The organism is Photobacterium sp. TLY01 (assembly GCF_021432065.1).
GTDB classification, from domain to species: Bacteria; Pseudomonadota; Gammaproteobacteria; order Enterobacterales; family Vibrionaceae; genus Photobacterium; species Photobacterium halotolerans_A.
Genome location: NZ_CP090364.1, coordinates 3,301,803 through 3,327,435, shown reverse-complemented (window position 1 = coordinate 3,327,435; position 25,633 = coordinate 3,301,803). Strand labels below are relative to the sequence as shown.

Sequence of the window (25,633 nt, the reverse complement as noted above, 5' to 3'; positions counted from 1 at the left end):
AGCCCTGAGATAAAGGCGTCAATTATGGCGCCTTTGTTCGTTTTGCCCCTCGCCCCTATTCCCAGCGTCTATGATCTAGTACAGAAGTGACGTTTTTTGTTTGCGAAATCAGATGCTTTGGTTGAATTTTTCCTGTTTTGCATTGCGCTTTGCAATCCCAAAATGTCGTCTTCTTTAACTTGTTGATATTTTTATAAAAACAATAACACCTGAGTTGGCTGATTTTATGCTGACCTGTTTGGTCGGAATATATTGCAGTGGTGGAGGTATTGATGACAGATCCTAAAGCGACAATCGCCTCGCGGATCAAGGAAGCGCGAGAGTGGAAAGGCCTGACTCAGGTACACATGGCTCAGCAACTGGGGGTTGCCCGGCAAACCTATCTGGACCTCGAGACAGGAAAAACCGAGCCGAAAGTGCGTTTGCTGTCGGCGATTTCAGAAATCACCGAGCGGCCGCTGACCTGGTTCGTGTACGGGGATGAAGGATTAGAAATTCTGGAAAGCGAATACAAAGAAGAAATTGATCGCTTATTACAGTATTTCAGCCGCCTGCCCCACTCGGCCCGGAATGTGATTTTGCAGCAGAGTATCAATCTGGCCGGCTTCATGGCGGAATACACCCGGGCGCTGACTCAGAAAGATAAGCCCTGACGGGGGGAGAAAGGGAAGTGAAAAGGGATACAGGTGAAAGAAAGCAGCCCCGTTTGAGACGGGGCTGTGTTTTTCCGGCCGGCATCGGACCCGACTGACGGACGCATTCGCTTACTGGGCGAGGAAAAACTGATAGGCCGGATTACCGGTTTCGTCTTTCCACTGGTAACCCAGTTCACGCAGGTGGCTGGTGAAGGACAGCAAATCATGCTCTTCGAGTTCAAAGCCGCATAACACCCGGCCGTAATCAGCACCGTGGTTACGGTAATTGAACAGGCTGATATTCCAGTGAGTGCCCAATGTGGTCAGGAACTTCAGCAGTGCGCCCGGGTATTCCGGAAACTCAAAGCTGTACAGGCGTTCCTGCAGTGGCTTGGACGGGCGGCCGCCAATCATATAGCGCACGTGCACCTTGGCCATTTCATCATCCGACAGATCCACCACAGGATAGCCGCCTTTGCGCAGATCGCTGATGATGCTTTCCAGCTCGTCCTGCCCCTGCAGCAAACGGACGCCGACAAAGACATTAGCCAGGGTATCGTCGTTGTAACGATAGTTGAACTCAGTCACGGCCCTGCCGCCCAGCAGGTGGCAGAAATCAAGAAACGCGCCCGGACGCTCCGGCACAGTGACGGCCAGCAGGCCTTCGCGCTTTTCACCCAGTTCGCAACGCTCAGATACATAGCGCAAGCCGTGGAAGTTCAGGTTGGCGCCCGACAAGATCGAGGCCAGCTGCTGGCCTTTCAATTGATGCTGCTCGCTGTATTTCTTCAGACCGGCCAGCGACAGCGCGCCAGACGGCTCGGCGATCGCCCGGGTGTCTTCAAAAATATCTTTGACGGCGGCGCAGATTTCGTCACTGCTGACCGTAATCACATCATCCAGATACTGCTGGCACAGCCGGAAGGTCTCATCACCGATCCGTTTCACCGCCACACCGTCAGCAAACTGGCCAACCTGATCCAGAGTGACCGGCTCACCGGCATCCAGCGCGGCCCGCAGACAGGCCGAATCCTCAGCTTCGACACCGATGATCTTGATTTCCGGCATCAGCTGTTTGAGCAGCACCGACACCCCGGCCGCCAGGCCACCGCCGCCGACGGGCACAAAAACATAATCGAGGTGGCCGTTTTGTTGCACCAGCTCAATCCCTATGGTGCCCTGCCCGGCAATCACTGCCGGGTGGTCGAACGGCGGAATAAAGGTGAATTGGTGCTTCTCGGCCAGTTCAATGGCGTAGGTTTTGGCTTCATCAAAGTTGCTGCCATGCAACACCACTTCGCCGCCGAAGCTTTTGACGGCTTCCACTTTGATATCCGGGGTGGTGCGCGGCATCACAATCACGGCTTTGACGTCCAGCTGGCGGGCTGACAAGGCCAGGCCCTGCGCATGATTGCCCGCGGATGCGGCAATCACACCAGCCTGGCGTTGTGCCGAGTTCAGCTGAGACATCATATTGTAGGCGCCACGAAGCTTGAATGAGTGCACTGGCTGGCGGTCTTCACGCTTGATCTGGATACGGTTCCCCAAACGCTTGGATAACCGCTCCATGTCTTGCAGCGGCGTGACCAGCGCCACCTCGTATACCGGGGCACGCAGGGTTTCCCTTAAATAGTCAGCGCCGCTGAGAAACTCAGCAGCCCTGGCCTGTGTCACCTCACTCATCATACTTACCCTTCCAGTTTGGATTTGTCGCGGACTGCGCCTTTATCGGCGCTGGTCGCCAGGTTGGCGTAGGCACGCAGGGCAAAGGAGACGCTGCGCTGACGGTCGAGCGGTTTCCAGCCGCGCTGATCGGCGGCGGCACGGCGCTGGGCCAGCGTCGCATCGTCCACATTCAGCTCGATGCTGCGATTCGGGATGTCGATGGTGATCAGATCGCCGTCTTCAATCAGGCCGATGGTGCCGCCGTTGGCCGCTTCTGGTGATACGTGGCCAATCGACAGGCCGCTGGTGCCGCCGGAGAAACGGCCGTCGGTGATCAGGGCGCACTCTTTGCCCAGTCCCATCGACTTGAGATAAGTGGTCGGATACAGCATTTCCTGCATGCCCGGGCCACCTTTCGGGCCTTCATAGCGGATCACCACCACATCACCGGCTTTGACCTTGCCGCCTAAAATCCCTTCCACCGCAGTTTCCTGACTTTCGAACACCACAGCCGGGCCTTTGAAGGTCAGGCAGCTTTCATCAACGCCCGCGGTTTTCACGATACAGCCGTCGACCGCCATGTTGCCTGACAGCACAGCCAAACCGCCGTCCTGGCTGAAAGCGTGCGCTTTGTTGCGGATACAGCCGTTCTCGCGATCGTCATCCAGAGTGTCCCAGCGGCAGTCCTGTGAGAAAGCCTGAGTGGTCCGGATACCGGCCGGACCGGCGCGGAAGAAGGTGGCAACTTCCTCAGAATCAGTTTGTTTGATGTCGTAACGGGCCAGCGCTTCTGACAGCGTCATGCCCAGCACGTTCGGAACGTCTGAATGCAGCAGGCCGGCACGGTCCAGCTCACCCAGAATGCCGTATACGCCTCCGGCGCGGTGAACATCTTCCATGTGGTATTTCTGCGTCGACGGCGCCACTTTACACAGGTGCGGCACGCGGCGTGACATGCGGTCGATGTCTTCCATGGTGAAATCGATCTCGCCTTCCTGCGCTGCTGCCAGCAGGTGAAGCACAGTATTGGTCGACCCGCCCATGGCAATATCCAGCGCCATGGCATTTTCGAAGGCTTTCTTGCTGGCGATGTTACGCGGCAGCACGCTGTCGTCGTCCTGCTCGTAGTAACGCTTGGTCAGACCGACAATGCGCTGACCGGCGGTGATAAACAGCGCTTTCCGATCGGCATGGGTGGCCAGGCACGAACCGTTGCCCGGCTGGCTCAGGCCCAGAGCTTCGGTCAGACAGTTCATCGAGTTGGCGGTGAACATGCCTGAGCAGGATCCGCAGGTCGGGCAGGCTGAGCGTTCGATCTGCTCGCTCTGCTCGTCAGAGACTTTGGGATCGGCGCCCTGGATCATGGCGTCTACCAGATCCAGTTTCAGGATCTGATCTGACAGTTTGGTCTTGCCGGCTTCCATCGGGCCGCCGGAGACGAAGATCACCGGAATATTGAGGCGCATGGACGCCATCAGCATCCCCGGGGTGATTTTGTCGCAGTTGGAGATACAGACCATGGCGTCGGCACAGTGGGCATTGACCATGTATTCGACCGAGTCGGCAATCAGCTCGCGCGACGGCAGCGAATAGAGCATCCCGCCGTGGCCCATGGCAATCCCGTCATCAACGGCAATGGTGTTGAATTCTTTGGCAATCCCACCGGCTTTCTCGATTTCAGCGGCAACCAACTGCCCCAGATCTTTCAGGTGAACATGACCGGGTACGAACTGGGTGAAGGAGTTGACGACGGCGATGATAGGTTTGCCAAAATCTTCATCTTTGACGCCGGTGGCACGCCACAGGGCGCGGGCACCCGCCATATTACGGCCGTGGGTGGTGGTGGCTGAACGGTACTTAGGCATAACGTGAAATTCCTTTTTTGGCCGCCGGTGCCGTCTGACACCAGCGGGGACATTGCTTCTCTTGCTTTTAAGTGTGGCTTATTTTGCCGGATAGACAGGATCCAACCAGCCCCACTTATCTTCAGTCTGACCATTGAACAGGCCAAAGAAGGCCGATTGAATCTTCTCGGTGATCGGGCCGCGCTTGCCTTCGCCGACGGTGATCTGATCCACACTGCGTACCGGGACGATTTCCGCCGCTGTGCCGGTCATGAAGACTTCATCGGCCAGATACAGCGCCTCGCGGGCGATGTTTTCTTCGCGGATTTCATAACCCATGTCTTTGGCCAGCGTCACGATGGCATCGCGGGTAATGCCCGGCAGAATAGCGCTGGTGGCCGGTGGAGTTGAAATCACCCCGTTGCGGATCACAAAGATGTTCTCACCGGCCCCTTCAGAGAGGTAGCCGCGCACGTCCAGCGCAATGCCTTCGGCATAGCCGTGACGACGGGCTTCACCACCGACTAACAGGGAAGACAGGTAGTTACCGCCCGCTTTGGCAGCGGTCGGAATGGTATTTGGTGCGGCGCGGTTCCAGCTCGACACCATGGCATCGACCCCATTGGCCAGTGCTTCTTCACCCAGGTAAGCGCCCCAGGAGAATGCGGCGATGATCAGATCCATTTCGGTGCCGTTTGGCGGACAGACGCCCAGACCCACGTTCGGCACATAGCCGAGCGGACGGATATAGGCAGAGTTGAGTTTGTTGGCGCGCAGGGTTTCGCGGCAGGCTTCCATCAGCTCATCAACCGTGTAAGGGATCGGGAAGCGGTAGATCTTGGCAGAATCTTTCAGTCGGGCCATGTGTTCACGGTGACGGAAGACTACTGGACCATTTGGTGTGTCGTAACAACGAATGCCTTCGAATACTGAGGTACCGTAGTGCATCGCGTGCGTCAGCACGTGCACTTTCGCGTCTGCCCAAGGCACCATGTCGCCGTTAAACCAAATGTAATCTGCTGTGTTTGCCATTGTGTAATCCTTTCGTTATGCGCTGATTTGTTGTTTTTGTTGTTGCTCTAAAATGGTGACGCCGTTGACATCCCACAGTTTGTCCAGCTGGTGATAGAGGGCACTGATGGGACGCTCGCTGTCGACCGTGACTTCAATGTCGACGGATTGACAATCTTCACTATGCGCCATTGAAAACTGTTTTACCATGAATCCGCGGTGGCGTGTGATTCTTAGAACACGTTCCAGCAATTCCGGGCGGCTGGTGGCTTGGATAGTCAGGGTGTGCTGGGTCATACAGGTTCCTCCATCATGTCGTGGTTAGCACCACCGGGGGGAACCAGCGGCCAGACGTTATCAGCTTCAGAAATGGCAACGTGCAGCAGATAGGCTGTCTCGCTGGCCAGTAGGGTATCTAATGCAGGACCGACTTCTTCCTTGCGGGTAATGGTCTGGCCCGGAATGCCGAAGGCACTGGCCAGGGTGACGAAATCCGGGTTATCGGACAGGTTGGTTTCGCTGTAGCGGCCGTCAAAAAACAGCTCCTGCCACTGGCGCACCATGCCCAGGCGCTGGTTATCCAGCAATACAATCTTGACCGGCAGACCGAGACGGCGAATGGTGCCCAGCTCCTGCACATTCATCATGAAAGAGCCGTCGCCCGACACCAGAATCGACTGATCATCCGGGCGCGACAGCTTGGCGCCGATCGCGGCCGGCAGACCAAAGCCCATGGTGCCCAGCCCGGCGGAGGTCAGCAGGTTCTGCGGCTGTCTGTGGGTCATGTGCTGCGCCACCCACATCTGGTGCTGGCCGACATCGGTACTGATGACGGTCTGATCGTCCATCTTTTCGGAAAGTTGTTTCAGCAGCAGTGGTGCGTAAATGCGCTCACCCGGGTGATCATAGCGCCAGCCGTTGTCTGCCAACAGGCTGCTGATGTGTTGTTGCCAGGGCGCGAGAGAGAGCGGACGGGCCAGTTGCGGCAGCACAGTGTTGAGATCGCAACGCAAAGCGGCATGGGCCTGGCGCAGCTTGCCCAGCTCGGCGGTATCGATATCCAGATGGACCACTTTGGCATGCGGCGCGAAGGTATCCAGTTTGCCGGTCACCCTGTCATCGAAACGGGCGCCGACCGCAATCAGCAAATCGGCTTCCTGGACTGCCAGGTTGGCCGCTTTGGTGCCGTGCATCCCCAGCATACCCAGGTGGTAGGGGTAGTTTTTCTCAACACAGCCCAGCCCTTTCAGGGTCGAGACTGCCGGCATGTGCGTGATGTCGAGAAACTCGCGTACGCTGGCGACGGCATCTGCCAGCTGTACCCCGCCACCGACATAAAGAATAGGACGCTGGCTGTCGGCAATAAGCTGCTGGGCCAGGGCAAATTGTGCAGGATCGGTCTCGGGTAATGCTGGTAATTCGTGCAGTGGGGCAAGCGGGTGTTCGATGGCGGCGATTTGTACATCTTTGGCGATATCCACCAGCACAGGGCCCGGTCGTCCGCTCTGCGCCACTTCGAAGGCCTCGCTCAGGACCGCGGGTAAATCTGCCGGATCTGTCACCAGAAAACTGTGCTTGGTACACGACAGTGACATCCCCAGTACATCGACTTCCTGGAACGCGTCAGTGCCTATCATCGGGCTGGCGACCTGACCTGTGATAGCCACGAGCGGGATGGAATCCAGCATGGCGTCGGCCAGCCCGGTGATCAGGTTGGTGGCACCCGGACCTGAGGTGGCCAGGCAAACACCGATGCCTTTGCTGGCTCTGGCATATCCGATAGCGGCGATGGCGGCACCTTGTTCGTGGCGGCACAGCACGTGCCTGACACCGCCGTCGTACAAAGCATCATAAATTGGCATGATGGCACCGCCCGGATATCCGAAGACTGTGCTCACCCCCTGTTGTTTCAAGGCTTCTACTACTAACTCTGCGCCTGTCATCATGGCTCCCTGTTTCTTGATGACCTCTGCCAGTGCTGCGGTTTATTGGAATAGTGCAGTCTTTCTGACATCAGGTATGAAAAAGCCCCCGGACCTTGTCGGTGCGGGGGCTTTTTCTGCGTGTGTTTGCGTTTGTGCTATTTTACGCCTGCCAGCCCCCGTCGCGGTGAAATAATCACCACGATGACGTTCATAATGAGGACCAGTAGGTTAACGTTGAATAGCATTGGCTTGTCTGTCCAAAATTCTTGTTTATGTGTTGTTCGCCCTTAGTCTTAACACAGACATTCGTCGCATGACAAGAAATTTGTTGTGGTTATTTTCAATCCGCCTTGGATATCTTGCGTACATTGTGCTGATAAAACGTATTTATCCAGTGATATGGCAGTTAATTAATTTATTGAGAGGTTGAAAATGACGCTGGCGATAGTGCACAGCAGGGCTTGTGTCGGGGTGGATGCGCCGGCGGTTACCATCGAGGTTCACCTCAGTAATGGTCTGCCGGCGGTTAATCTGGTGGGGTTGCCTGAGACCACAGTGAAGGAGGCCAGAGACCGAGTCAGAAGCGCGATCGTGAATGCCAATTTCGAATTTCCGTCGCGGCGGATCACGGTCAATCTGGCTCCGGCCGATCTGCCCAAAGAAGGCGGGCGTTTTGATTTGCCCATTGCGCTGGGTATTTTGGCCGCATCGGGCCAGATCCCCGACACGAAGCTGCACGATCATGAATTTTTGGGCGAACTGGCCCTGTCTGGCGAGTTACGTTCCGTCAAGGGTGCCCTGCCAGCGGCGTTGGCTGCTAAGCAGCAGAACCGCTGCCTGGTGCTGCCCGATGCCAATGGCGATCAGGCAGCGCTGGTCGGCAGAGACATACACAAATCTGCAGCCAGTTTACTGGCGGTGTGTGCCTATCTGTGTGGTCAGGAAGCGCTGTCGCTGCATTGTCGCGCACCCGGTCAGGCGGTGCCGACGGCCAACGGCCGCGATATGCAGGACATCATAGGCCAGCAGCAGGGCAAAAGGGCACTGGAGATCGCCGCAGCAGGCGGTCACAACTTATTGTTCGTCGGTCCGCCCGGCACCGGCAAGACTATGCTGGCCTCGCGGTTGTGCGATTTACTGCCTGAGATGGATGTCGAGGAGGCATTGGAAACCGCTGCCATTACCTCCCTGACCGCGCAGTCACTCCATGCCGGCAATTGGCGCAACCGTCCGTTTCGCGCCCCGCACCATTCCAGCTCGATGGCGGCGCTGGTGGGCGGCGGCTCCATCCCCCGCCCCGGTGAAATTTCACTGGCCCATAACGGCATTCTGTTTTTAGATGAAATGCCGGAATTTGAACGCAAAGTGCTGGATTCTTTACGGGAACCGCTGGAATCTGGCGAGATCGTGATTTCCCGTGCCACCAGCAAAACCACCTTTCCGGCGCGGTTTCAGCTTATTGGCGCGCTCAATCCCAGCCCGACCGGTTACTACGAAGGCAGCCAGACCCGCACCAATCCGCAGGCGATCCTGCGCTATCTGGGGCGCTTGTCCGGCCCTTTGCTGGACAGGTTTGATATGTCGATTGAGATCCCTGCCCTGCCCCGTGGCACCCTGGCTCAGGGTGGCGACAGAGGGGAAACCACCGGGGTGATCAAAGCACGGGTGCAGGAAGCACGAGACCGGATGCACAGCCGCGGCGGCAAGATCAATGCCCTGCTCGGTACCCGCGAACTGGACCAGCACTGCGCGCTGACCAAAGCCGACGCCGAGTTCCTCGAAACCGCCCTGCACCAGCTCGGCCTGTCAATCCGCGCTTATCACCGGATCATCAAAGTCGCCCGCACCATCGCCGATCTGGCCGGCAAACCTGACATTGAACGAGCCCATCTGGCCGAAGCCTTAGGCTACCGTGCCATGGATCGCCTGCTGAAGCAGATCACCAGCCAGGTGGTGTGATTATCTGAGAGAGAATAAACGCTGTGTAAAACAGGCTAATTATGGTTAAATTATATGGTTTTGATTTCATATGGTTTTTGGTTTGATGAAGTACTTGTTTGTATGGGCTGTTCTTTTTTTTCCTTTTTCAGTATCAGCGGATGCTCATGCAGAATCAGCTGAAAAGTTGTTTGATGTGTTGAAGATTGAAGAGTCATTTGATGTGACGGCTGAAAATCTTCGACCAGCGATGCTAAGTCAATATGGACAGTTTATTGATGCCGAGAATGGTGATGAAGCTTCATTAGCGGTGAGTTATAGTTATATGCATAAAAAACTACTGACTGATATCTATCATTCTAAAAGAATAAAAGATGAAATAATTGAATTATATAAAGGTGTATTTACTAAAGATGAGCTGGATACAATTGTTGCCTTTTATTTGACGCCAGCAGGTCAAAAAGTTGTTTATGAAATACCTCGATTACAACAGAAAATGCAACCTGTTTTGATGTCTGAAATGCAACGAGCGCAACCACTAGTTAATAGCCTTATGGTCGAGTTTAAAGAAGAATTACAAAGAATGAGAGACAGTAACCGTTAATGCTGTGATAAAAATCACTGAGGTTATAAGGATATTGGCGGGGATGATATATAGAGAGAAGAAATCGAAACTGAAAGATTATCCATTTTCCATCGCTGAAGGTCGTACTAAATTCCATCGTTTTCTGCGTTCAGTGGTGGTTGGTGTTGCAGCATTATTCGATATGGCTTTGCTCATGTTGTTTATTAATACTGTCCCGATTTATTTTGGGATAGATGTCAATCAACCTGCTCCGGAAATGGAAAGTAAATGGCTAAATATAGGTTTTATTTCTGTCGTTTGCGTTGTGTTTGTATTTTTCATTTATTACTCGCTAAGAACCTGTGACTTGCTCTGCAAACAGCTCAGGATCTAGTGGTTGTTTATCTGGATGCATCATCAAGATACAAAAAAGGGCCTTTTGGCCCTTTTTCACAAAGAAAGTAAACTTACTGCTTGAGCAGGAAGTTGATCAGCTCGAAGTATTCATCGGCGGATTTTACTTTGTCGGTTTTCACCAGGTATTTGTTGTTGACCACCACGGCTGGGACACCGGTCAGGCCGCTGTCGCGGAAACCTTTGTTGAAGCGATTGACCATAGAGTTGACGGCGAAGCTGTTGAAGGCGCCGTCGAAGTCTTCGGCTTTCACGCCGTTATCGAGAAAGATCTGGCGCAGCTCTTCATCGTTGCGCGGCGGTTTGTTCGCCTGATGGATCTGGCTGAACAGTGCCGGGATCATTTTATCTTCAATCCCCAGGGTGACTGAAGTCGCATAAGCCTTGCTCATTGAGGTGCCCATGTTGCCGCCCATGAAGGAGACATGGCTTTTCTGGAACTTGGCGTTATCCGGGATTTTGGTTTTCAGCTGCTGGATCAGCGGTTCAAAGTTGTAGCAGTGCGGGCAGTAAAACGAGAAAAACTCGTTCACAACCGGCGTAGATGATTTCGGCAGTTCCAGCACCTGATAGTAATCGCCTTCGCTAAATTTGGCGGCATGGGCGGAAAAAGATAGCAGCGCCGCTGTTGCCAGCGCAAAAAGTGTTTTCAACATGTAAGGGTTCTCCCTGAAAAATCAATACAATACCTTCTACAGGTACGGCTGTTCGGATTCAAGTCAGTCTGATTACCATTGTGGCATCAGCTGCAGTGGCGGCTCTTCAAGGGCTGCCAGTTGTTCTTTGATAGCGAGTACCTGACCTTCCCAGTATTTTGCATCAGCAAACCAGGGGAATGCACGCGGGAAAGCCGGATCCTGCCAGCGTTTTGCTAGCCATGCCATGTAATGCACCAATCTAAGACCGCGTAATGGTTCAATAAGTTGCAATTCACGGGGATCAAAATCGGCAAATTCGCCATACGCTTCCAGCAGGGTGTCCAGCTGCATCAGCTGATCCTGACGGCTGCCGTTGAGCAGCATCCATAAATCCTGCACCGCCGGGCCGTTTCGCGCATCGTCCAAATCGACAAACAACGGGCCGTCGCGCCACAGTATGTTGCCCGGATGGCAGTCGCCGTGAATACGCTGCGATTGCCAGTCGCTGTGCCAGCGCTCGCTGAGGGCAGCGATCAGGCGGTCCAAATCGCCGAAAAAGGCCGATTCCAGGTGCGCAGGGATAAACCCGGACTGCTCCAGAACGGCTCGGGGCTGAACCAGGTATTCTTCCAGACCTATGGTCGGCCTGTGGCTGAACAGGGTGCGCTGGCCGACTTTGTGGATACGGCCCAGAAAGCGTCCGACCTGCTCAAGCTGATCCACATTATCGACTTCAAACTGGCGGCCGCCGACGCTGGGGAACAGCGCGAAACGGTGGTGTTTATAGTGGTGCAGGGTTTGGCCGTTGATTGCCAGCGGCGCCGCCAGCGGAATTTCCTGCGCCGCCAGTTCGGCGGCGAAGTCATGCTCTTCCTGGATCTGGGCATCACTCCAGCGCTGCGGACGGTAGAATTTGGCGACGTAGCGGCGGCCGTCATCACTGCTGAACTGGTAGACCCGGTTTTCATAACTGTTGAGGGGCAAGAGTCCCGATGAGGCATAAATGCCCGTGCTCTCCAGTGCATTGAGCAGTAAGTCCGGTGTCAGATCAGCAAAGCTGAAATCATCAAGTGCTGTCATAGTGTTACAGCCATGGTTATAAATGTCGCATCAGTATACAGCATAATGAAAAAGGGCCGTAACCGGCCCTTTATTTACGGATTGGCGTGAGAGGCTTAGCGTAACTCGCCGATAAAGCGGCTGTCGGTGACCAGACGACGCGTTTCCTCGCTGCCCTGCTGCTCCATGATAAACCGGATGTCGACAATCGGCCGTTCCAGTTCATAAGGGTCTACGCCCAGGCTGATCGGCAGGGTGAACACCTCTCCGGCATTGACATTCACCTGTTGCGGACCATACCACTGGGCATTGTCCAGACCTTCAACCTGCAGCTGATAAGTGGCATCTTGCTGAGTCTTATTGAGGATTTTCAGGGTGTAGGTATTCTCGACCAGTCCTTCGGTATTGATACGGAACAGCTGGTTACGGTCGCGGATCACATCCAGTCCCATCGGCTGTACAGAAACCACCAGGTAGGCCATCAGGCCGAACATTGCCAGCATCACAACGCCGTAGCCGATCAGTTTCGGCCGCATAATATGGGTTTTCTTGCCTTCCAGTTTGTGCTCTGTGGTGTAAGTGATCAGATCGCGCGGATAGCCCATTTTATCCATGGTCTGGTTACAGGCATCCACACAGGCACCGCAGTTAATGCACTCATACTGCAGGCCGTCCCGGATATCAATGCCGGTCGGGCACACCTGCACGCAGAGGTTACAGTCGATACAGTCACCCAGCCCCTGTGCTTTATGATCGGCTTTGCGCGAGCGCGGGCCACGCTTCTCACCCCGGGCCGCATCATAGCCGACGATATAGGTGTCCTTGTCGAACATGGCGGACTGGAATCTGGCATACGGACACATGTGAATGCAGACGATAGAGCGCATCCAGCCCGCGTTACCATAGGTACAGAAGGTGAAGAACAGCACCCAGAACACGGCCAGAAAGCTGGCACTGAAGGTGAAGAAACCGGGAACTAATTCACGGATTGGCAGAAAATAGCCGACGAAGGTCAGACCGCTGATCAGGGCGACCAGCAGCCAGGCAATGTGCTTGAGGGTTTTGCGCACAATCAGTTCGGAGGTCAGTGCCTTGCTGTCCTGAGTACGGCGCTTGTTGGCCGGCCCTTCCAGCTTTTCCTCGAACCAGATGTAGATGAAGGTCCAGACTGTTTGCGGGCACATGTAACCGCACCAGACCCGGCCGAGAAAAGTGGTGACAAAAAACAGCGCAAAGGCCGCGACCATCAGCAGGCTGGCCAGTAACATCAGATCCTGAGGCCAGAAGGTGGTGCCGAAAATGTTGAACTGCTGGCGGCCGATATCAAGCAAAATCGCCTGCCTGCCGTTGTAGGTGATCCACGGCAGTATCAGGAACAGGCCCATCATCAACCACCCCATCCGCTGGCGCAGTTGCTGATAAACCCCTTTCATGGCCCGCACATAAATCCGGTTGCTCGGGTTGAAGCGGTCGTCGCCGCCTTTGTGGGTCTTCGGATTGTACTCTTTGGGAGTGACATCCTTGATTTTGATTCTCTCTTGGCTCATGGCATTGCATTCCTTGGGCTAGCCAGTCTCTACGCTGGCAGGTGTGCCCGGGTGCATCGCCTGGGCAATCATAAATTCAGGTGCGATTGCTCCTGATAGTAATAAGCTCGGATTATATCGTATCTAACTGGTTGAATATTCTACCTCGCTCAAAAAATGCGCTTAAGGTTTTTGGGGGTTATTTGATGATCCCTCGGGCTTTGAGCAGGGCGGTTTTGAAGTCGGGCTCACAGTCTTTCGCCAGGCCCGGAATCATGGCCTCTGGCTTTTCCTGTCGCATTTTCAGCTGGTAAATCAGCATATCATCGCTCACTTCAGCCAGCGACCCCTGAAAGCCGGCCTCACTGGCCAGCTGTGCCAGAACGCTGCTCAGGTTTAAGTCCGGATACTGCTGCCAGTATGGCCGGAGCAGTGTCAGCAGTTCAGTGATACGGTGCTCAGCCATGGTCAGGTTCCTTTGTTAAGCTTACTTTTCGTGTGGATTATACCAGACGCTGATGGCAGAACCCAAACCCGGTTGGTTTTCGTCCATCCCTTGCTGAACCCAAGTTGGCTATATAAACTGGTTTCATACTCACAATGGATGACGACGGACAAGGAGCCATGATGTCGCTTTTTCACAGAACATTAGCCAGCTTAGGCCTGGGGGGCGCCAGAGTCGAGACAGTGCTGGAAACTGAAGTGCTGATCCCGGGTCAGGCTCTGCCTGTTCGGATTGAGGTCAAAGGCGGAAAAGTCGCACAGGCGGTGGATAATGTGCATGTGTATCTGTGCTGCAGCTTTGAGGACGAGCAGGCGGTCAGCCGGGGTGACAGCGAGCGGCGGATGGAAAAAGTCACCCGGACGCACACTCTGGCCCAGTGGCAATTGCCGCAGGCTTTTACGCTGGGGGCCGGAGAAGAGCGTCAGTTTGACTGTCAGTTCGAATTACCGCTCAACACCCCGATCACTATCGGCTACTCGGGCGTGTGGCTGGAAACGCACCTGGATGTGCCCTCGGCCTTGGATCCCAAAGATAAAGACGCTCTGACCGTGCGGCCGGATCGGTTGCTGGATGGCGTGTTTACCGCCCTCGAGCATGCCGGACTGCGTATATTGCAGGTGGAGTGTGAAGCAGTGCGTGGTTTTGAGCTGCCCTTTGTGCAGGTGTTTGAGTTTGTGCCTGTGTCTGGCCCCTTTCATGGCCGTTGGCGTGAACTGGAGCTGATCACTCAGCGTGATGACGATTGTCTCAGGTTGTGGTTTTCGATTGATCGCCGTCAGCGTGGGGTGGGCGGATTATTGTCTGGTCTGCTTGGCAGCAGCGAGCTCAAACGCCAGCTCAGTGTGCCGCTGAATTTGTCTCCGTCAGAAGCCGGGGAACGGGTACTGAGGTATCTGGAGCAGGTCGATGATCTCTGAGCGATCACTCATGAATGAAGCAAACAATCTCGTCATCTGAGCGTCATAAAATTCAGCTTACACGTGTAAGCTAAACTGTGCCATACTGCTGGAAAGTACAGAAGACAACGGATAGCTTTCATGGTCGAACCACAAAAAACCACTTACACGGCAGCCGAGGAAACCGCCAACAGCCTCAGCCACGGCGCCGGGATGATTTTCGGCATCGTCGCGTTGGTGATGCTCTTGATGCGGGCAGTGGAGGTGAATGCCGATGCGCTCAGTGTGGCCAGTCTGAGCATTTATGGCGCCAGCATCATTTTATTGTATCTTGCGTCTACCCTGTATCACGCCATTCCGTTTGAGCGGGCTAAGCGCGTTTTGAAAACCTTGGATCACTGCGCGATCTATCTGCTGATCGCCGGGACGTATACCCCATTCTTGCTGATTACCCTACGGACACCGCTGGCACTGACGTTGATGGCTGTGATCTGGACGGTCGCCTTGCTGGGCATCATGTTCAAAGTGGTGTTTATCTACCACTTCAAGCGCTTGTCTCTGATGATCTATCTGGCGATGGGATGGTTGTCGCTGGTGGCCGTGTATCCGCTGGCGATGGCGATGTCGACGGCCGGGCTGATCTGGCTGGCTGTGGGCGGTGTGGTGTATTCCCTTGGCGTGCTGTTCTACGTCAATCACCGAATCCCCTACAATCACGCCATCTGGCACCTGTTTGTGCTGGGCGGCACGGTGTGCCATTTTCTGGCGATTTACTGGTACGTGACACCAACGGCCGGGCTGCCGGGTTAACCCGGCTATGTGCTTCCGATCAGTTTTTCCAAAAAGCCGGAAATGCCAGTACCAGTACGGTCAGGATCTCTAACCGGCCCATCAGCATGCCAAGGCTGAGAATCCATTTGGCGGCATCCGGCAGGGCGGCGAAATTACCTGTCGGGCCAATAATCGTGCCCATGCCCGGCCCCACATTGGCCACGGCGGTCACTGAGCCGCTGATGCTGGTGATGGGGTCGAGTCCCAGCATTGCCAGTAAAGCGGCAATAATGATGATGGTCATGATGAAGGTCAGGGCGAAGGCCACCACAGAGCGGACAATCGCATCTGTCACCGGCCGTTGGTTATACCGCTGAATAAACACCCCGGACGGATGAATCAGTTGCATCAGCTGTTTGCGCAGTAAGGCGATGGCAACCTGAAAACGGAAGACTTTGAAGCCGCCGGCGGTCGATCCTGAGCAGCCTCCGACCAGCATCATGAAGGCAAATACCACGGTCGGAAACGCGCCCCAGGCGGTAAAATCTTCCAGTCCGAACCCTGTCGTGGTGACCACGGAAACGATATTGAACATGGCGACCCGAATGGCATGACTGAAGTCATAGCCATCCTGCCAGCACAGCCAGAGGGCCACCATCAGGCTGACGATCAGTATCGTGACTGTATATCCCCGGACCTGCGCATCCCGCAGTAATGACGCTGGCTGCCTTTTGCGTAGCATCTGTACAAAGAGCAAGAACGGCAGTCCGCCGGCAAACATAAACACTATGGCTACCCAGTGCGCGGCTGGCGAGAAATGGTTCATCGAGCCGTCTGAGGTGGAATAGCCCCCGGTGGATAAGGTGGTGAACGCATGATTGACCGCATCGAAGGTGTTCATGCCTGCTGCCATGAAACCGAGAATGCACATCGCCGTCAGGCTGAGATAAACAATCACAATATTGGTGGCTACGTTTTTGGTGCGCGGCGAGCTTTTTTCCGACCAGTCCGAGGATTCGGTCTGGAACAGGCGCATCCCGCCGACATTCAGCATCGGCAAAATGGCGACCCCCATCACGATAAAGCCGATCCCGCCCAGCCATTGCAGGGTTGAGCGCCACAAGAGGATGCTGGGGGCCATGTCATCGAGCCCGCTCAGTACCGTTGATCCTGTGGTGGTGATGCCCGACATGGTTTCGAAATAGGCATCGGTAAAGCTGATGTGGTTGATCAGCATAAAGGGCAGTGCGGCAAACGCACTGGCCACCGTCCAGACCAGGGTGGTCAGCAGGAACATGTCCCTGACCCCGAGCTTGAAATCTGTGACTTTTCCGAATGTCAGACAAGCAAAGGCCACAATATGGGTGATGATGACCGCGGTGGCAAAATCAATGAAGCCGCCTGTCCCGGTCAGAAAAGCCAGCAGGGTGGGCAGGTACATGAACAGGGCGATCTTGGACAAGACCAGCCCTATGACAAAAATGATCGGACGAAGATTCACCATAGCTGCTCAGAGGAAGAAAGGACTGGGCTGGAACAGACGTTCTACATCCGGGATGTACTTTTTGTCGACCAGGAACATGACCACGTGGTCGTCCTGTTCAATCACGGTACGGTCGTGGGCAATCAGCACTTCTTCGCCGCGCACGATGGCGCCAATGGTGGTGCCCGGCGGCAGTTTGATATCCCCGATGGCTTTGCCAACCACTTTCGAGGTGCTGGCATCGCCGTGCGCGATGGCTTCAATCGCTTCTGCCGCGCCGCGCCGCAGCGAGGACACGTTGACGATATCGGCTTTGCGCACATGGGTCAGCAAGGCAGAAATCGTGGCCTGTTGCGGCGAAATCGCAATATCGATGGTGCCGCCCTGCACCAGATCGACGTAAGCGCCGCGCTGGATCAGCACCATGACTTTTTTGGCGCCCATGCGCTTGGCCAGCATGGCCGACATGATATTGGCTTCGTCATCGTTGGTGACGGCGATGAAGACATCGATCTGCTCGATATGCTCTTCGCTCAGCAGCTCCTGATCCGAGGCATCACCACAGAAGACGATGGTGTTGGTCAGCATTTCCGATAAGCTTTCCGCCCGCTGCGGGTTGTGCTCAATCAGCTTGACGCTGTAGCTGTTTTCCAGCCGTTTGGCCAGACCGGCCCCGATATTGCCCCCCCCGACGATCATCAGGCGTTTGTAGGGTTTTTCCAGTCGCTGCAGTTCACTCATCACGGAGCGGATATGGTTGCTGGCGGCGACGAAAAACACTTCGTCATCGGCTTCGATTATGGTGGTTCCCTGCGGACGGATCGGCCGCCCCTGGCGGAAAATCGCGGCAACCCGGGTATCGACGTGTGGCATGTGTTCACGCAGTGCGGACAGTGCATTGCCGACCAGTGGGCCGCCGTAATAGGCTTTGACCGCCACCAGCCCGACTTTGTTGTCGGCAAAGCCCACTACCTGCAGCGCTCCCGGGTAGGCGATCAGGCGTTCGATATAGCCAGTGACCAGCTCTTCCGGCGCAATCAGGTGATCGACCGGCACTGCGTCGGTATGGAACAGCTGATGTTTTTCTTTAAGGTATTCCGGGGAGCGGATACGGGCCACCCGGTTTGGGGTGTTGAACAGAGAAAAGGCGATCTGACAGGCTATCATGTTGGTTTCGTCAGAATTGGTGACGGCGACCAGCATGTCTGCGTCCTGCGCGCCGGCATCCCTGAGGGTACGGGGATGGCTGGCATACCCCTGCACTACCCGCAAATCGTATTTGTCCTGCAGTTCGCGTAAGCGTTCAGGGTTGGAGTCGACAATCGTGATGTCATTGTTCTCGCCAACCAGGTTTTCTGCCAGCGTACCGCCGACCTGGCCTGCGCCAAGAATGATAATTTTCATAGCTGATGCCTGATGAGTGTTCTCAGATCCTTGCTGTTTGTCGTTAGGGTACACTGAGTTGGCGAGAGAAGCAGCAATTTCAACCCGTTTGCACAAAGACTTAACTTGGCTTTGTGCGATGAACGGATACTTCTCTCGCCACGGGATCAAGCCGTCAGGCGTTTCTCCAGTACCGCGTAATAAAAGCCGTCCATGTCTTCTTCACCCGGCAGAATTTGCCGCCCAGGTGCGTCCGCGGTGCCGTTGTCCGCCCCTTCGGTCAGCACAGCGTCCGGCGTGCGCGACAAAAAGGCCTTCACTTGCTCGCGGTTTTCCTGCGGCAGGATGGAGCAGGTCGCGTACACCAAAGTGCCGCCCTGTTTCAACTGTTGCCACATGGCATCCAGAATTTCTGCCTGCAGGGTCGCCAGTGCCGCAATATCGTCGGCGCGGCGCAGCCATTTGATATCCGGATGGCGGCGGATCACCCCGGTTGCTGAACAGGGAGCATCGAGCAAAATCCGGTCAAAGGCACTGCCTTGCCACCATTGCTGCGGATAACGGGCATCGGCGCACAAGACTTCTGCGTCCAGTTTCAGCCGCTGCAGATTGTCTTTGACCCTCAGCAGGCGCTGTTCATCACAGTCGATCGCGACGACACTGGCGCTCGGCTCGCGCTCCAGAATATGGGCGGTTTTGCCGCCCGGTGCGGCGCAGCAATCCAGGATCAGCTCACCGGCCTGCGGTTTGAGGTAATCGACCGCCAGTTGTGCCGCGGCATCTTGTACCGATACCCAGCCTTCGGCAAAACCCGGCAGTTGCTGAACATCGCAGGCGCGTTCCAGTTTCAGCGCATCGCCGGCCTGCGGATGGACAGTCGCCTTGATCTCCGTGTCGTCCAGCAGGGTCAGGTACTGCTCCCGGCTGTGGTGACGGCGGTTCACCCGCAGCCACATCGGCGCCTTGGTGTTGTTGGCTGTGGTCACGGCGTCCAGTTGCGTCGGGTAGTGCTCGCGCAGCAGCTTGAGTAACCAGCCGGGATGGCCGTATTTACCGGCATCATGGCTCATCGCCTGTTGATCCAGCTCTTCTTGCTGACGCTGATAGTTACGTAAAATCGCGTTGATCAGGCCACGCAGCTGGGGCTTTTTCAGTGTCTTGGTTGCATCGACTGTCTCGGCCACAGCGGCATGCGCCGGGATACGCATGTACCCGAGTTGATACAGACCGACCAGAATCAAATGATGAAACACGCGTTGTTTGCCTTTCAGCGGTTTATCCATCAGGGATTGCGTGATGGATTCCAGGCGCGGCAGCCAGCGCAGTACGCCGTAGCAGATTTCCTGCAGCAGGGCGTGGTCACGGGGTTTGATCCCCTGTTGCGCCGCTGGCAGAGCAGTCGCCAGCGATTGGCCTTGATCCACCACTTGATAGATCACCTCGGCCGCAGCAGCTCTTACATTCATGATTGCATTCCTGACTCGATGTGCTTATGGCAGTTTATTCACTGCCATGGTTGCCGCGTGAGCGGCGAATGAAAAAGCCAGCGCAACAGCAAATCTGCCTTGTTCACTGGCTCAAATTTGCAGGGGCACAGCTGTTTACAGCACGGCACCCGGGGTAAACCACTCGCGGCGGGAGTTCAGCAGATCCTGCGCGGCCATGGCTTTCTTGCCCGGCGGCTGCAGTTGTACCAGACGCAATGCGCCTTTTCCGGTGGCAACCAGGATGCCGTGTTTGTCGGCTGATAAAATGGTGCCAGGCGCCTGGCCCTGGTTATCGGCTTCCACTTCGGCCTGCCAGACTTTGACGTTTTGCTCTGCCACGGTAAAAAAGCTCATCGGCCATGGATTGAAAGCGCGAACACAGCGTTCAATGGTTTCGGCGTCCATGGTCCAGTCAATTTTCGCTTCTTCTTTGCTGAGTTTTTCTGCGTAATTGGCACGCTCGTCGTTTTGTTTTTCCGCTACGGCGCGACCAGCAGCGATATCGTCCAGACAGCTCAGCAGGGTGTCCGGTCCCAGCCCGGCCAGTTTATCGTAAAGACTGGCACTGGTATCTGTTGCGGCGATCGGCAGTGAGGCGATTTTCAGCATGTCGCCGGTATCCAGGCCTTCATCCATTTGCATGATGGTGACGCCGGTTTCGGCATCTCCCGCCCAGATAGAGCGCTGGATCGGTGCTGCGCCCCGCCAGCGTGGCAGAATGGAGCCATGGACATTAATACAGCCCAGACACGGGGTATCCAGGACCACTTTGGGCAGGATCAGGCCATAGGCCACCACCACCATGATATCGGCATTCAGGGCAGCCAGTTCTTGCTGGGCGGTTTCATCGCGCAGGGTTTTTGGCTGGTAAACCGGGATATTCTGCTCCAGCGCCAGATGTTTGACCGGACTGGCGGTGAGTTTCTTGCCGCGGCCGGCAGGCTGATCCTGACGGGTATATACGGCGATCACTTCGTGCTGTGAAGATAATAACGCCGCCAGATGACGGGCGGCGAAATCAGGCGTACCAGCAAATACGATACGTAAGGGTTGGCTCAAGATAACCTCGGCTTCTTAGACTTGCTCTTGGTAGCGCTTCATTTTTTCCAGCTTTTTCTGGATACGCTGGCGCTTGAGAGGTGACAGGTAATCCACGAAGAGTTTACCGGCCAGGTGGTCCAGTTCGTGCTGGACACAAATTGCCAGCAGATCGTCGGCTTCAAAGGTGTATTCCTTGCCGTCACGGTCCAGAGCGCGCACTGTGACTTCTGCGGCGCGGGGGACCAGTGCCCGGGCGCCAGGCACAGACAGGCAACCTTCTTCGATGCCGTCTTCACCGCGCTTTTCCAGGATTTCCGGGTTGATCAGCACCATCGGCTGGTTGCGTTCTTCCGAGATATCAATGACAACGATTCGCTGATGAATATCAACCTGTGTGGCCGCCAGGCCGATACCATCTTCGTCATACATAGTGTCCAGCATGTCATCGACGATTTTCTGGATTTCAGGCGTGACCGCTTCGACCGGCTTGGCGACAGTCCGCAGGCGATCATCAGGGAAAGTTAACACGTTTAAAACAGACATAGATTCCCGTAAATATTGGCGTATAAAAAGGACAATAGCTTAGTTGCTCTAATTCTAGTCATTTTCATCATCAAAGAACAGCTTTCAACGCCTTTGTCTGCCGGATAAGCGGTTGTGATACCGGCCGTCAGTCCTCCTATTCGCACCATGAAACCCCAATCTGAAAGCGAGAATTCTGCCGCAAAGTTCCAATCATCAAATAGTCATTGACGTCCTTGGCTGACAGGCTGCGGTGTGAATGGAGCGAGAGGACTATTTACGATGCGTCTATGTGTATGGCTGAGTGTACTGTGGTTGTTTGCGTTAACGCCTGCCGTCGCCGGGTTCGGGTTACCGGGGCGCCTGGTCACCGCGGAGCAGCTGGGATTAGCCCCGAAAATCATCCCTGTGATGTATGGCCGCCAATACCTGACCCGTGATGATCAACTGCTGGTGAGAGAAGTGCTTGAGCATGGCAGTACCTGGCATATCTACCGTCCGACACGGGCATTCAGCACGACTGAACCTTCCTATCATTCCGCCGCGGACGTGTGGGGTATGTTGCCGGTGGCGAGCGTCACTGTGGTGACCAATGATGATCAGGGCAGCCGGCTGGCCGTGACCGCAGGAATGCAGGAAATCCGTCCGGGTGATCGCCTGCTCAAGCCCACCCCACCTCCTTCAGCTGAACAGTCCGATGTTCCCCCGAGAGCTGTCAGAGTGCTGGGAGGGTTGCAGGATCACCACTATATGCAGGACTGGCTGGTACTGGACCATGGTGCGGAGCATGGCCTGAAACCCGGCCAGCGCTGGCGGATTGAGCATGAAATGCTGGGGCAGCGACTGGTCGCGGATGTAGAAATCGGTGATACCGTTGAGCAGTTCAGTCTCGCCCAGATCATCAGCAGCCAGGGGCCGATAAAAATCGGCGATATTGCCAAACGCATTGAGCGTCATCATGAGTGACAGAGAAGACTGGCTGGCACTGGCGGCGGTCCCCGGTCTGGGCGGTCAGCGAATCCAGCAATTGCTGGCGCAGGCCTCAGTGGCGGAGATCCGTAACATGCCCGAACCGCACCTGATGGCGATGGGGCTGAAAGGACCACAAATCGCACAGCTGCGCCGGCCGGACAGCAAGCGGTTACAGGAAGCGCTGCACTGGTGCGAACAGGATAACCAACACTTGCTGGTCTTAAGTGACCCGGCTTACCCTCGTCTGCTGAAGGAAATCAGCTCCCCGCCGCCAGTCCTCTTTATCCGCGGAGAGTCCCGCTGGCTCAGTGAGCCGCAACTGGCGATTGTCGGCAGCCGGCATGCCAGTCTGGATGGCCGGGAAGCGGCCCGGGAGTTTGCCGCGGCTATGGTGGCAGCCGATTATGTGGTGACCAGTGGCCTGGCGCTGGGAGTCGATGGCCATGCCCATGACAGTGCCCTGAAAAATGGCGGGGCGACCGTTGCTGTGCTGGGCTCTGGCCTGGGGCGTATCTACCCTGCAGCGCATCGGGAGCTGGCGGGTCTGATTGCAGAGCAAGGAGCTCTGGTCTCTGAGTTCTGGCCGTCAGAGCCGCCCAGGCCGCAGCATTTTCCCCGTCGCAACCGTATCATCAGTGGCTTGTCTGTCGGCGTGCTTGTGGTGGAGGCTGCACTGAAGAGCGGCTCGCTGATCACCGCCCGTTATGCGCTGGAGCAAGATCGCGATGTGTTTGCCCTCCCCGGCTCAATTTATGCGCCGGGGAGCAAAGGCTGTAACGCGCTGATTAAATCCGGTGCTAAACTGGTGGAAAGCCCGGTCGATATCTTTGAGGAGGTTGGCGCACTCACCCACTGCGCAAAAAGTAGTCAAATGAGCGTATCGCTGCCACATCCTGAAAATGAGCAATTGCCATTTAATGCGGTGTTGGCTAACGTAGGCAGTGAAGCAACACCCGTAGATGTGGTTGCTGAACGTTGTGATCAACCTGTCCATGAAGTAATGACGCAATTGCTGGAGTTAGAATTGCAAGGGGTTATCACTTCAGTGCCCGGTGGCTATATCAGATCGAGGAGGGGCTAGTCATGATGGATATACTCATGTACCTGTTTGAAACCTATATTCACAGTGACGCTGAATTAATGGTTGATCAGGACGAATTGTCCGAAGAATTGCTACGCGCAGGATTTCATCAGGAAGACATTTATAAGGCTCTGAACTGGCTAGAGAAGCTTGCAGCATTGCAAGATACTGACCATACCCCTTATATGAACACCAGTGCTGTCACTTCGATCCGTGTTTATACGCAGGATGAGATGAACCGTCTGGATGTTACTTGCCGTGGTTTTCTGACTTATCTGGAACAAATCCATGTCCTGAGCTCTGAAACCCGGGAGATGGTGATCGACAGAGTCATGGAACTGGAAACGACAGAATTTATTCTGGATGATCTGAAGTGGATTATCCTGATGGTGTTATTTAATGCGCCGGGTAATGAAAGCGCCTACAGCCAGATGGAAGAGCTGCTTTATGGTGCCGAGGACGGCTACCTTCACTAATTACGACATCACTGAAGCCAAGGCCTGACGTATTATGGCCAGTAAAATTAACCCTGATCTGTTTTCCCACCAGGTTCAACAAGAGACGCCCTGCCCTCAATGCGGGGCGGCTCTGTTGATGCGCCATGGAAAACACGGTCCCTTTTTGGGTTGCAGTGCTTATCCTGACTGCGATTACATCAAACCGCTGCACCAGAATGACGGCCACATCATCAAAGCGCTCGGTGTTCCCTGCCCTGAATGCCAGCATGAACTCGTTTTGCGCCAGGGGCGCTACGGGATGTTCATTGGCTGCAGCCATTACCCTGAATGTCATCATATTGAGACGCAAAACAGCGCGCCTGCTGAACCGCAACAGCAACCCTGGTTGTGTCCTGAATGCGGCACGGGTCATCTGGTGAAGCGTAACAGCCGTTATGGTAAGGCGTTTTATGGTTGCGATGGCTATCCCAAGTGTAAATTTGCCGTCAATGCGCAGCCTGTTGCAGGAGAATGTGAAGCCTGTGGCTATCCCTTGCTGGTGCAAAAAAAACTCGCCAGCGGCGAGAAGCACCAGTGTGCAAACCGTAAGTGCCAGCATATCCAGTCGTCCTGAGCGGACTTCCGTATTCACCCAGCTTCAATGCCAAAAGAAGGACGCAGACGGCTCTTGCCGCCTGCGTATCAAGGTTTAGTGTCGGTATTGCTGCAGGGCTGGGAAAGTGTGAGGGTTTAGGAGCTCTGCCAGCGAAGCAAGGCGTGATTCCAGCTGGCTGTTGCTGTCGGCGCAGACATTAATATGCCCCATCTTGCGTCCCGCGCGCTTTTCTTTGCCGTACCAGTGAATATGGCAGCCCGCCATGGCCAGCAGGGCCTCAGGTAGGGTGTCTTCCCCCAGAATATTGATCATCGCTGTGTGACGAATCAAATCTGTGCTGCCCAGTGGCAAGCCGCACACCGCCCGTAAATGGTTTTCGAACTGGCAGGTTTCTGCTCCCTGCTGGGTCCAGTGTCCTGAATTGTGGACTCGCGGGGCAATTTCATTCACCAAAAGCTGGCCTTGCACGTCAAAGAACTCCAGCGCCAGGACACCGACGTAGTCCAGACTGTTGGCTACGGCGGTAAACATGTTGTTGGCTTGTTGCTGCAGCTCAGGGCAATGGATTGCGGTAGACAGGCTCAGTACCCCATCGGTGTGCACATTTTCCGCCAGCGGATAAACAGCGACATCACCGTTTTTGCTACGCACGCCAACCAGAGAGACTTCGCGATCAAAAGGTACGAACTCTTCTGCCACAATGGCCTGGGTTGGGGTGGCAGCGATGCATTGTGCCATTTCCGGCCAGATAAGGTCAGCATCGGCTGCGGTTTTCAACCGCCACTGACCTTTTCCGTCATAGCCGCCCAGTGCGCTTTTCAGCACCATAGGGACGCCAACATGTTCGATGGCGGTGTTCAGATCTTCGCGGCTTTGAATCACGGTATATCTGGCATTTTTTACCCCGGCGGTATCGAGCAGGGCTTTCTCAAGGCGACGGTCACCGCCGGCTTTGATCGCTGCGGTCGTCGGCAGGAACTTTCCGCTTTTTTCGCAGATATCCAGGATATTGTGCGGGATGTGCTCAAACTCTGCGGTGATAACGTCGCACTGAGCAATGGCGCTGTCCAGTCCGTGACCCAGCACGTTTTGGGTCAGCGGGTGCACGATGTTTTCGCTGTTCACATCGTAGGCGATCACATCAATATTTAACGGGGCGCCAGCCAGCGACATCATGCGGGCCAATTGCCCGGCACCTAAAACCAGAACCTTCTTCATG

General features: G+C 55.3%; 25 protein-coding genes. 10 read left to right on the top strand and 15 right to left on the bottom strand.

Going from position 1 to position 25,633, the window contains the following annotated elements; all coding sequences use genetic code 11:
- The first annotated feature begins 272 nt into the window (after positions 1-272).
- On the top strand, positions 273-653 hold the full coding sequence (locus tag LN341_RS15455; RefSeq protein WP_046222104.1) for a helix-turn-helix transcriptional regulator: 381 nt from the start codon (positions 273-275) through the stop codon (positions 651-653).
- Between the two features lie 111 nt (positions 654-764).
- On the opposite strand, the gene ilvA is transcribed toward LN341_RS15455, so the two are convergent.
- The 5 genes from ilvA to ilvG all read right to left on the bottom strand — a co-directional run bounded on the left by ilvA (position 765) and on the right by ilvG (position 7,098).
- On the bottom strand, positions 765-2,318 hold the full coding sequence (gene ilvA, locus LN341_RS15450) for a threonine ammonia-lyase, biosynthetic (protein WP_234205077.1): 1,554 nt from the start codon (positions 2,316-2,318) through the stop codon (positions 765-767).
- 5 nt (positions 2,319-2,323) lie between these two features.
- Entirely contained in the window at positions 2,324-4,165 is a 1,842-nt protein-coding gene (gene ilvD / locus LN341_RS15445; RefSeq protein ID WP_234203757.1) for a dihydroxy-acid dehydratase, read from the bottom strand.
- A gap of 78 nt (positions 4,166-4,243) precedes the next feature.
- Positions 4,244-5,176: a branched-chain amino acid transaminase gene (locus LN341_RS15440; protein WP_046222106.1), complete on the bottom strand. Its 933-nt coding sequence runs from the start codon at positions 5,174-5,176 to the stop codon at positions 4,244-4,246.
- Between the two features lie 15 nt (positions 5,177-5,191).
- Complete coding sequence (gene ilvM, locus LN341_RS15435) at positions 5,192-5,452, bottom strand: acetolactate synthase 2 small subunit (RefSeq protein WP_027251721.1); 261 nt, start codon at positions 5,450-5,452, stop codon at positions 5,192-5,194.
- Complete coding sequence (gene ilvG, locus LN341_RS15430) at positions 5,449-7,098, bottom strand: acetolactate synthase 2 catalytic subunit (RefSeq protein WP_234205076.1); 1,650 nt, start codon at positions 7,096-7,098, stop codon at positions 5,449-5,451. The genes ilvM and ilvG overlap by 4 nt, the downstream gene beginning before the upstream one ends.
- 414 nt (positions 7,099-7,512) lie before the next feature.
- On the opposite strand from ilvG, the gene LN341_RS15425 reads away from it, so the two are divergent.
- The 3 genes from LN341_RS15425 to LN341_RS15415 all read left to right on the top strand — a co-directional run bounded on the left by LN341_RS15425 (position 7,513) and on the right by LN341_RS15415 (position 9,977).
- Positions 7,513-9,039, top strand: a complete 1,527-nt coding sequence (locus LN341_RS15425) for a YifB family Mg chelatase-like AAA ATPase (protein WP_234203756.1) — start codon at positions 7,513-7,515, stop codon at positions 9,037-9,039.
- 85 nt (positions 9,040-9,124) lie between these two features.
- On the top strand, positions 9,125-9,622 hold the full coding sequence (locus LN341_RS15420; protein ID WP_234203755.1) for a DUF2059 domain-containing protein: 498 nt from the start codon (positions 9,125-9,127) through the stop codon (positions 9,620-9,622).
- Positions 9,623-9,665: 43 nt separating this feature from the next.
- Positions 9,666-9,977 (top strand): hypothetical protein, encoded by a 312-nt coding sequence (locus tag LN341_RS15415; RefSeq protein ID WP_234203754.1) that lies wholly within the window; start codon positions 9,666-9,668, stop codon positions 9,975-9,977.
- 73 nt (positions 9,978-10,050) lie between these two features.
- On the opposite strand, the gene LN341_RS15410 is transcribed toward LN341_RS15415, so the two are convergent.
- The 4 genes from LN341_RS15410 to LN341_RS15395 all read right to left on the bottom strand — a co-directional run bounded on the left by LN341_RS15410 (position 10,051) and on the right by LN341_RS15395 (position 13,686).
- Entirely contained in the window at positions 10,051-10,653 is a 603-nt protein-coding gene (locus tag LN341_RS15410; RefSeq protein WP_046222109.1) for a thiol:disulfide interchange protein DsbA/DsbL, read from the bottom strand.
- Positions 10,654-10,725: 72 nt separating this feature from the next.
- Complete coding sequence (locus LN341_RS15405) at positions 10,726-11,715, bottom strand: serine/threonine protein kinase (protein WP_234203753.1); 990 nt, start codon at positions 11,713-11,715, stop codon at positions 10,726-10,728.
- A 95-nt stretch (positions 11,716-11,810) separates the two neighbouring features.
- On the bottom strand, positions 11,811-13,241 hold the full coding sequence (gene ccoG, locus LN341_RS15400; protein ID WP_234203752.1) for a cytochrome c oxidase accessory protein CcoG: 1,431 nt from the start codon (positions 13,239-13,241) through the stop codon (positions 11,811-11,813).
- 178 nt (positions 13,242-13,419) lie between these two features.
- Complete coding sequence (locus LN341_RS15395) at positions 13,420-13,686, bottom strand: YihD family protein (protein WP_046222112.1); 267 nt, start codon at positions 13,684-13,686, stop codon at positions 13,420-13,422.
- 161 nt (positions 13,687-13,847) lie between these two features.
- Here LN341_RS15395 and LN341_RS15390 point away from each other — a divergent pair, with 161 nt between their 5' ends.
- On the top strand, positions 13,848-14,642 hold the full coding sequence (locus LN341_RS15390) for a sporulation protein (protein ID WP_234205074.1): 795 nt from the start codon (positions 13,848-13,850) through the stop codon (positions 14,640-14,642).
- Between the two features lie 120 nt (positions 14,643-14,762).
- Entirely contained in the window at positions 14,763-15,431 is a 669-nt protein-coding gene (locus LN341_RS15385) for a hemolysin III family protein (protein WP_046222114.1), read from the top strand.
- 19 nt (positions 15,432-15,450) lie between these two features.
- Here the strand turns inward: LN341_RS15385 and LN341_RS15380 are convergent, their stop codons facing one another.
- The 5 genes from LN341_RS15380 to def form a co-directional block, all read right to left on the bottom strand.
- A complete protein-coding gene (locus LN341_RS15380; protein ID WP_234203751.1) occupies positions 15,451-16,896 on the bottom strand; it encodes a TrkH family potassium uptake protein in 1,446 nt (481 codons plus the stop codon).
- A gap of 6 nt (positions 16,897-16,902) precedes the next feature.
- Complete coding sequence (trkA, locus tag LN341_RS15375; RefSeq protein WP_027251711.1) at positions 16,903-18,279, bottom strand: Trk system potassium transporter TrkA; 1,377 nt, start codon at positions 18,277-18,279, stop codon at positions 16,903-16,905.
- 146 nt (positions 18,280-18,425) lie between these two features.
- Positions 18,426-19,724: a 16S rRNA (cytosine(967)-C(5))-methyltransferase RsmB gene (rsmB, locus tag LN341_RS15370; RefSeq protein ID WP_234203750.1), complete on the bottom strand. Its 1,299-nt coding sequence runs from the start codon at positions 19,722-19,724 to the stop codon at positions 18,426-18,428.
- A gap of 135 nt (positions 19,725-19,859) precedes the next feature.
- Complete coding sequence (gene fmt / locus LN341_RS15365) at positions 19,860-20,804, bottom strand: methionyl-tRNA formyltransferase (protein ID WP_234203749.1); 945 nt, start codon at positions 20,802-20,804, stop codon at positions 19,860-19,862.
- Between the two features lie 15 nt (positions 20,805-20,819).
- Positions 20,820-21,329, bottom strand: coding sequence for a peptide deformylase (gene def, locus LN341_RS15360; RefSeq protein WP_046222118.1), 510 nt, complete (start codon positions 21,327-21,329; stop codon positions 20,820-20,822).
- Between the two features lie 261 nt (positions 21,330-21,590).
- Here def and LN341_RS15355 point away from each other — a divergent pair, with 261 nt between their 5' ends.
- The 4 genes from LN341_RS15355 to LN341_RS15340 are packed head-to-tail and all read left to right on the top strand — an operon-like array spanning position 21,591 to position 24,432.
- Positions 21,591-22,274, top strand: coding sequence for a hypothetical protein (locus LN341_RS15355; protein ID WP_234203748.1), 684 nt, complete (start codon positions 21,591-21,593; stop codon positions 22,272-22,274).
- Positions 22,267-23,361, top strand: coding sequence for a DNA-processing protein DprA (gene dprA / locus LN341_RS15350; protein WP_234203747.1), 1,095 nt, complete (start codon positions 22,267-22,269; stop codon positions 23,359-23,361). Before LN341_RS15355 ends, dprA begins: the two co-directional genes overlap by 8 nt.
- A gap of 2 nt (positions 23,362-23,363) precedes the next feature.
- Positions 23,364-23,837, top strand: coding sequence for a DUF494 family protein (locus tag LN341_RS15345; RefSeq protein ID WP_046222121.1), 474 nt, complete (start codon positions 23,364-23,366; stop codon positions 23,835-23,837).
- A gap of 34 nt (positions 23,838-23,871) precedes the next feature.
- On the top strand, positions 23,872-24,432 hold the full coding sequence (locus LN341_RS15340; RefSeq protein WP_234203746.1) for a type I DNA topoisomerase: 561 nt from the start codon (positions 23,872-23,874) through the stop codon (positions 24,430-24,432).
- A 75-nt stretch (positions 24,433-24,507) separates the two neighbouring features.
- On the opposite strand, the gene LN341_RS15335 is transcribed toward LN341_RS15340, so the two are convergent.
- A complete protein-coding gene (locus LN341_RS15335) occupies positions 24,508-25,632 on the bottom strand; it encodes a 5-(carboxyamino)imidazole ribonucleotide synthase (protein WP_234203745.1) in 1,125 nt (374 codons plus the stop codon).
- Position 25,633: the final 1 nt, after the last annotated feature.

Coding starts and splice junctions, on each gene's coding strand:
- LN341_RS15395 (WP_046222112.1), bottom strand. CDS start 13,686: ATGGCTGAGCACCGTATCACTGAACTGCTGACACTGCTCCGGCCATAC.
- LN341_RS15345 (WP_046222121.1), top strand. CDS start 23,364: ATGATGGATATACTCATGTACCTGTTTGAAACCTATATTCACAGTGAC.
- ccoG (WP_234203752.1), bottom strand. CDS start 13,241: ATGAGCCAAGAGAGAATCAAAATCAAGGATGTCACTCCCAAAGAGTAC.
- ilvA (WP_234205077.1), bottom strand. CDS start 2,318: ATGAGTGAGGTGACACAGGCCAGGGCTGCTGAGTTTCTCAGCGGCGCT.
- LN341_RS15335 (WP_234203745.1), bottom strand. CDS start 25,632: ATGAAGAAGGTTCTGGTTTTAGGTGCCGGGCAATTGGCCCGCATGATG.
- LN341_RS15355 (WP_234203748.1), top strand. CDS start 21,591: ATGCGTCTATGTGTATGGCTGAGTGTACTGTGGTTGTTTGCGTTAACG.
- ilvM (WP_027251721.1), bottom strand. CDS start 5,452: ATGACCCAGCACACCCTGACTATCCAAGCCACCAGCCGCCCGGAATTG.
- LN341_RS15385 (WP_046222114.1), top strand. CDS start 14,763: ATGGTCGAACCACAAAAAACCACTTACACGGCAGCCGAGGAAACCGCC.
- LN341_RS15340 (WP_234203746.1), top strand. CDS start 23,872: ATGGCCAGTAAAATTAACCCTGATCTGTTTTCCCACCAGGTTCAACAA.
- LN341_RS15405 (WP_234203753.1), bottom strand. CDS start 11,715: ATGACAGCACTTGATGATTTCAGCTTTGCTGATCTGACACCGGACTTA.
- LN341_RS15420 (WP_234203755.1), top strand. CDS start 9,125: ATGAAGTACTTGTTTGTATGGGCTGTTCTTTTTTTTCCTTTTTCAGTA.
- ilvD (WP_234203757.1), bottom strand. CDS start 4,165: ATGCCTAAGTACCGTTCAGCCACCACCACCCACGGCCGTAATATGGCG.
- LN341_RS15390 (WP_234205074.1), top strand. CDS start 13,848: ATGTCGCTTTTTCACAGAACATTAGCCAGCTTAGGCCTGGGGGGCGCC.
- trkA (WP_027251711.1), bottom strand. CDS start 18,279: ATGAAAATTATCATTCTTGGCGCAGGCCAGGTCGGCGGTACGCTGGCA.
- rsmB (WP_234203750.1), bottom strand. CDS start 19,724: ATGAATGTAAGAGCTGCTGCGGCCGAGGTGATCTATCAAGTGGTGGAT.
- LN341_RS15425 (WP_234203756.1), top strand. CDS start 7,513: ATGACGCTGGCGATAGTGCACAGCAGGGCTTGTGTCGGGGTGGATGCG.
- ilvG (WP_234205076.1), bottom strand. CDS start 7,098: ATGACAGGCGCAGAGTTAGTAGTAGAAGCCTTGAAACAACAGGGGGTG.
- LN341_RS15440 (WP_046222106.1), bottom strand. CDS start 5,176: ATGGCAAACACAGCAGATTACATTTGGTTTAACGGCGACATGGTGCCT.
- LN341_RS15380 (WP_234203751.1), bottom strand. CDS start 16,896: ATGGTGAATCTTCGTCCGATCATTTTTGTCATAGGGCTGGTCTTGTCC.
- def (WP_046222118.1), bottom strand. CDS start 21,329: ATGTCTGTTTTAAACGTGTTAACTTTCCCTGATGATCGCCTGCGGACT.
- LN341_RS15410 (WP_046222109.1), bottom strand. CDS start 10,653: ATGTTGAAAACACTTTTTGCGCTGGCAACAGCGGCGCTGCTATCTTTT.
- LN341_RS15415 (WP_234203754.1), top strand. CDS start 9,666: ATGATATATAGAGAGAAGAAATCGAAACTGAAAGATTATCCATTTTCC.
- dprA (WP_234203747.1), top strand. CDS start 22,267: ATGAGTGACAGAGAAGACTGGCTGGCACTGGCGGCGGTCCCCGGTCTG.
- LN341_RS15455 (WP_046222104.1), top strand. CDS start 273: ATGACAGATCCTAAAGCGACAATCGCCTCGCGGATCAAGGAAGCGCGA.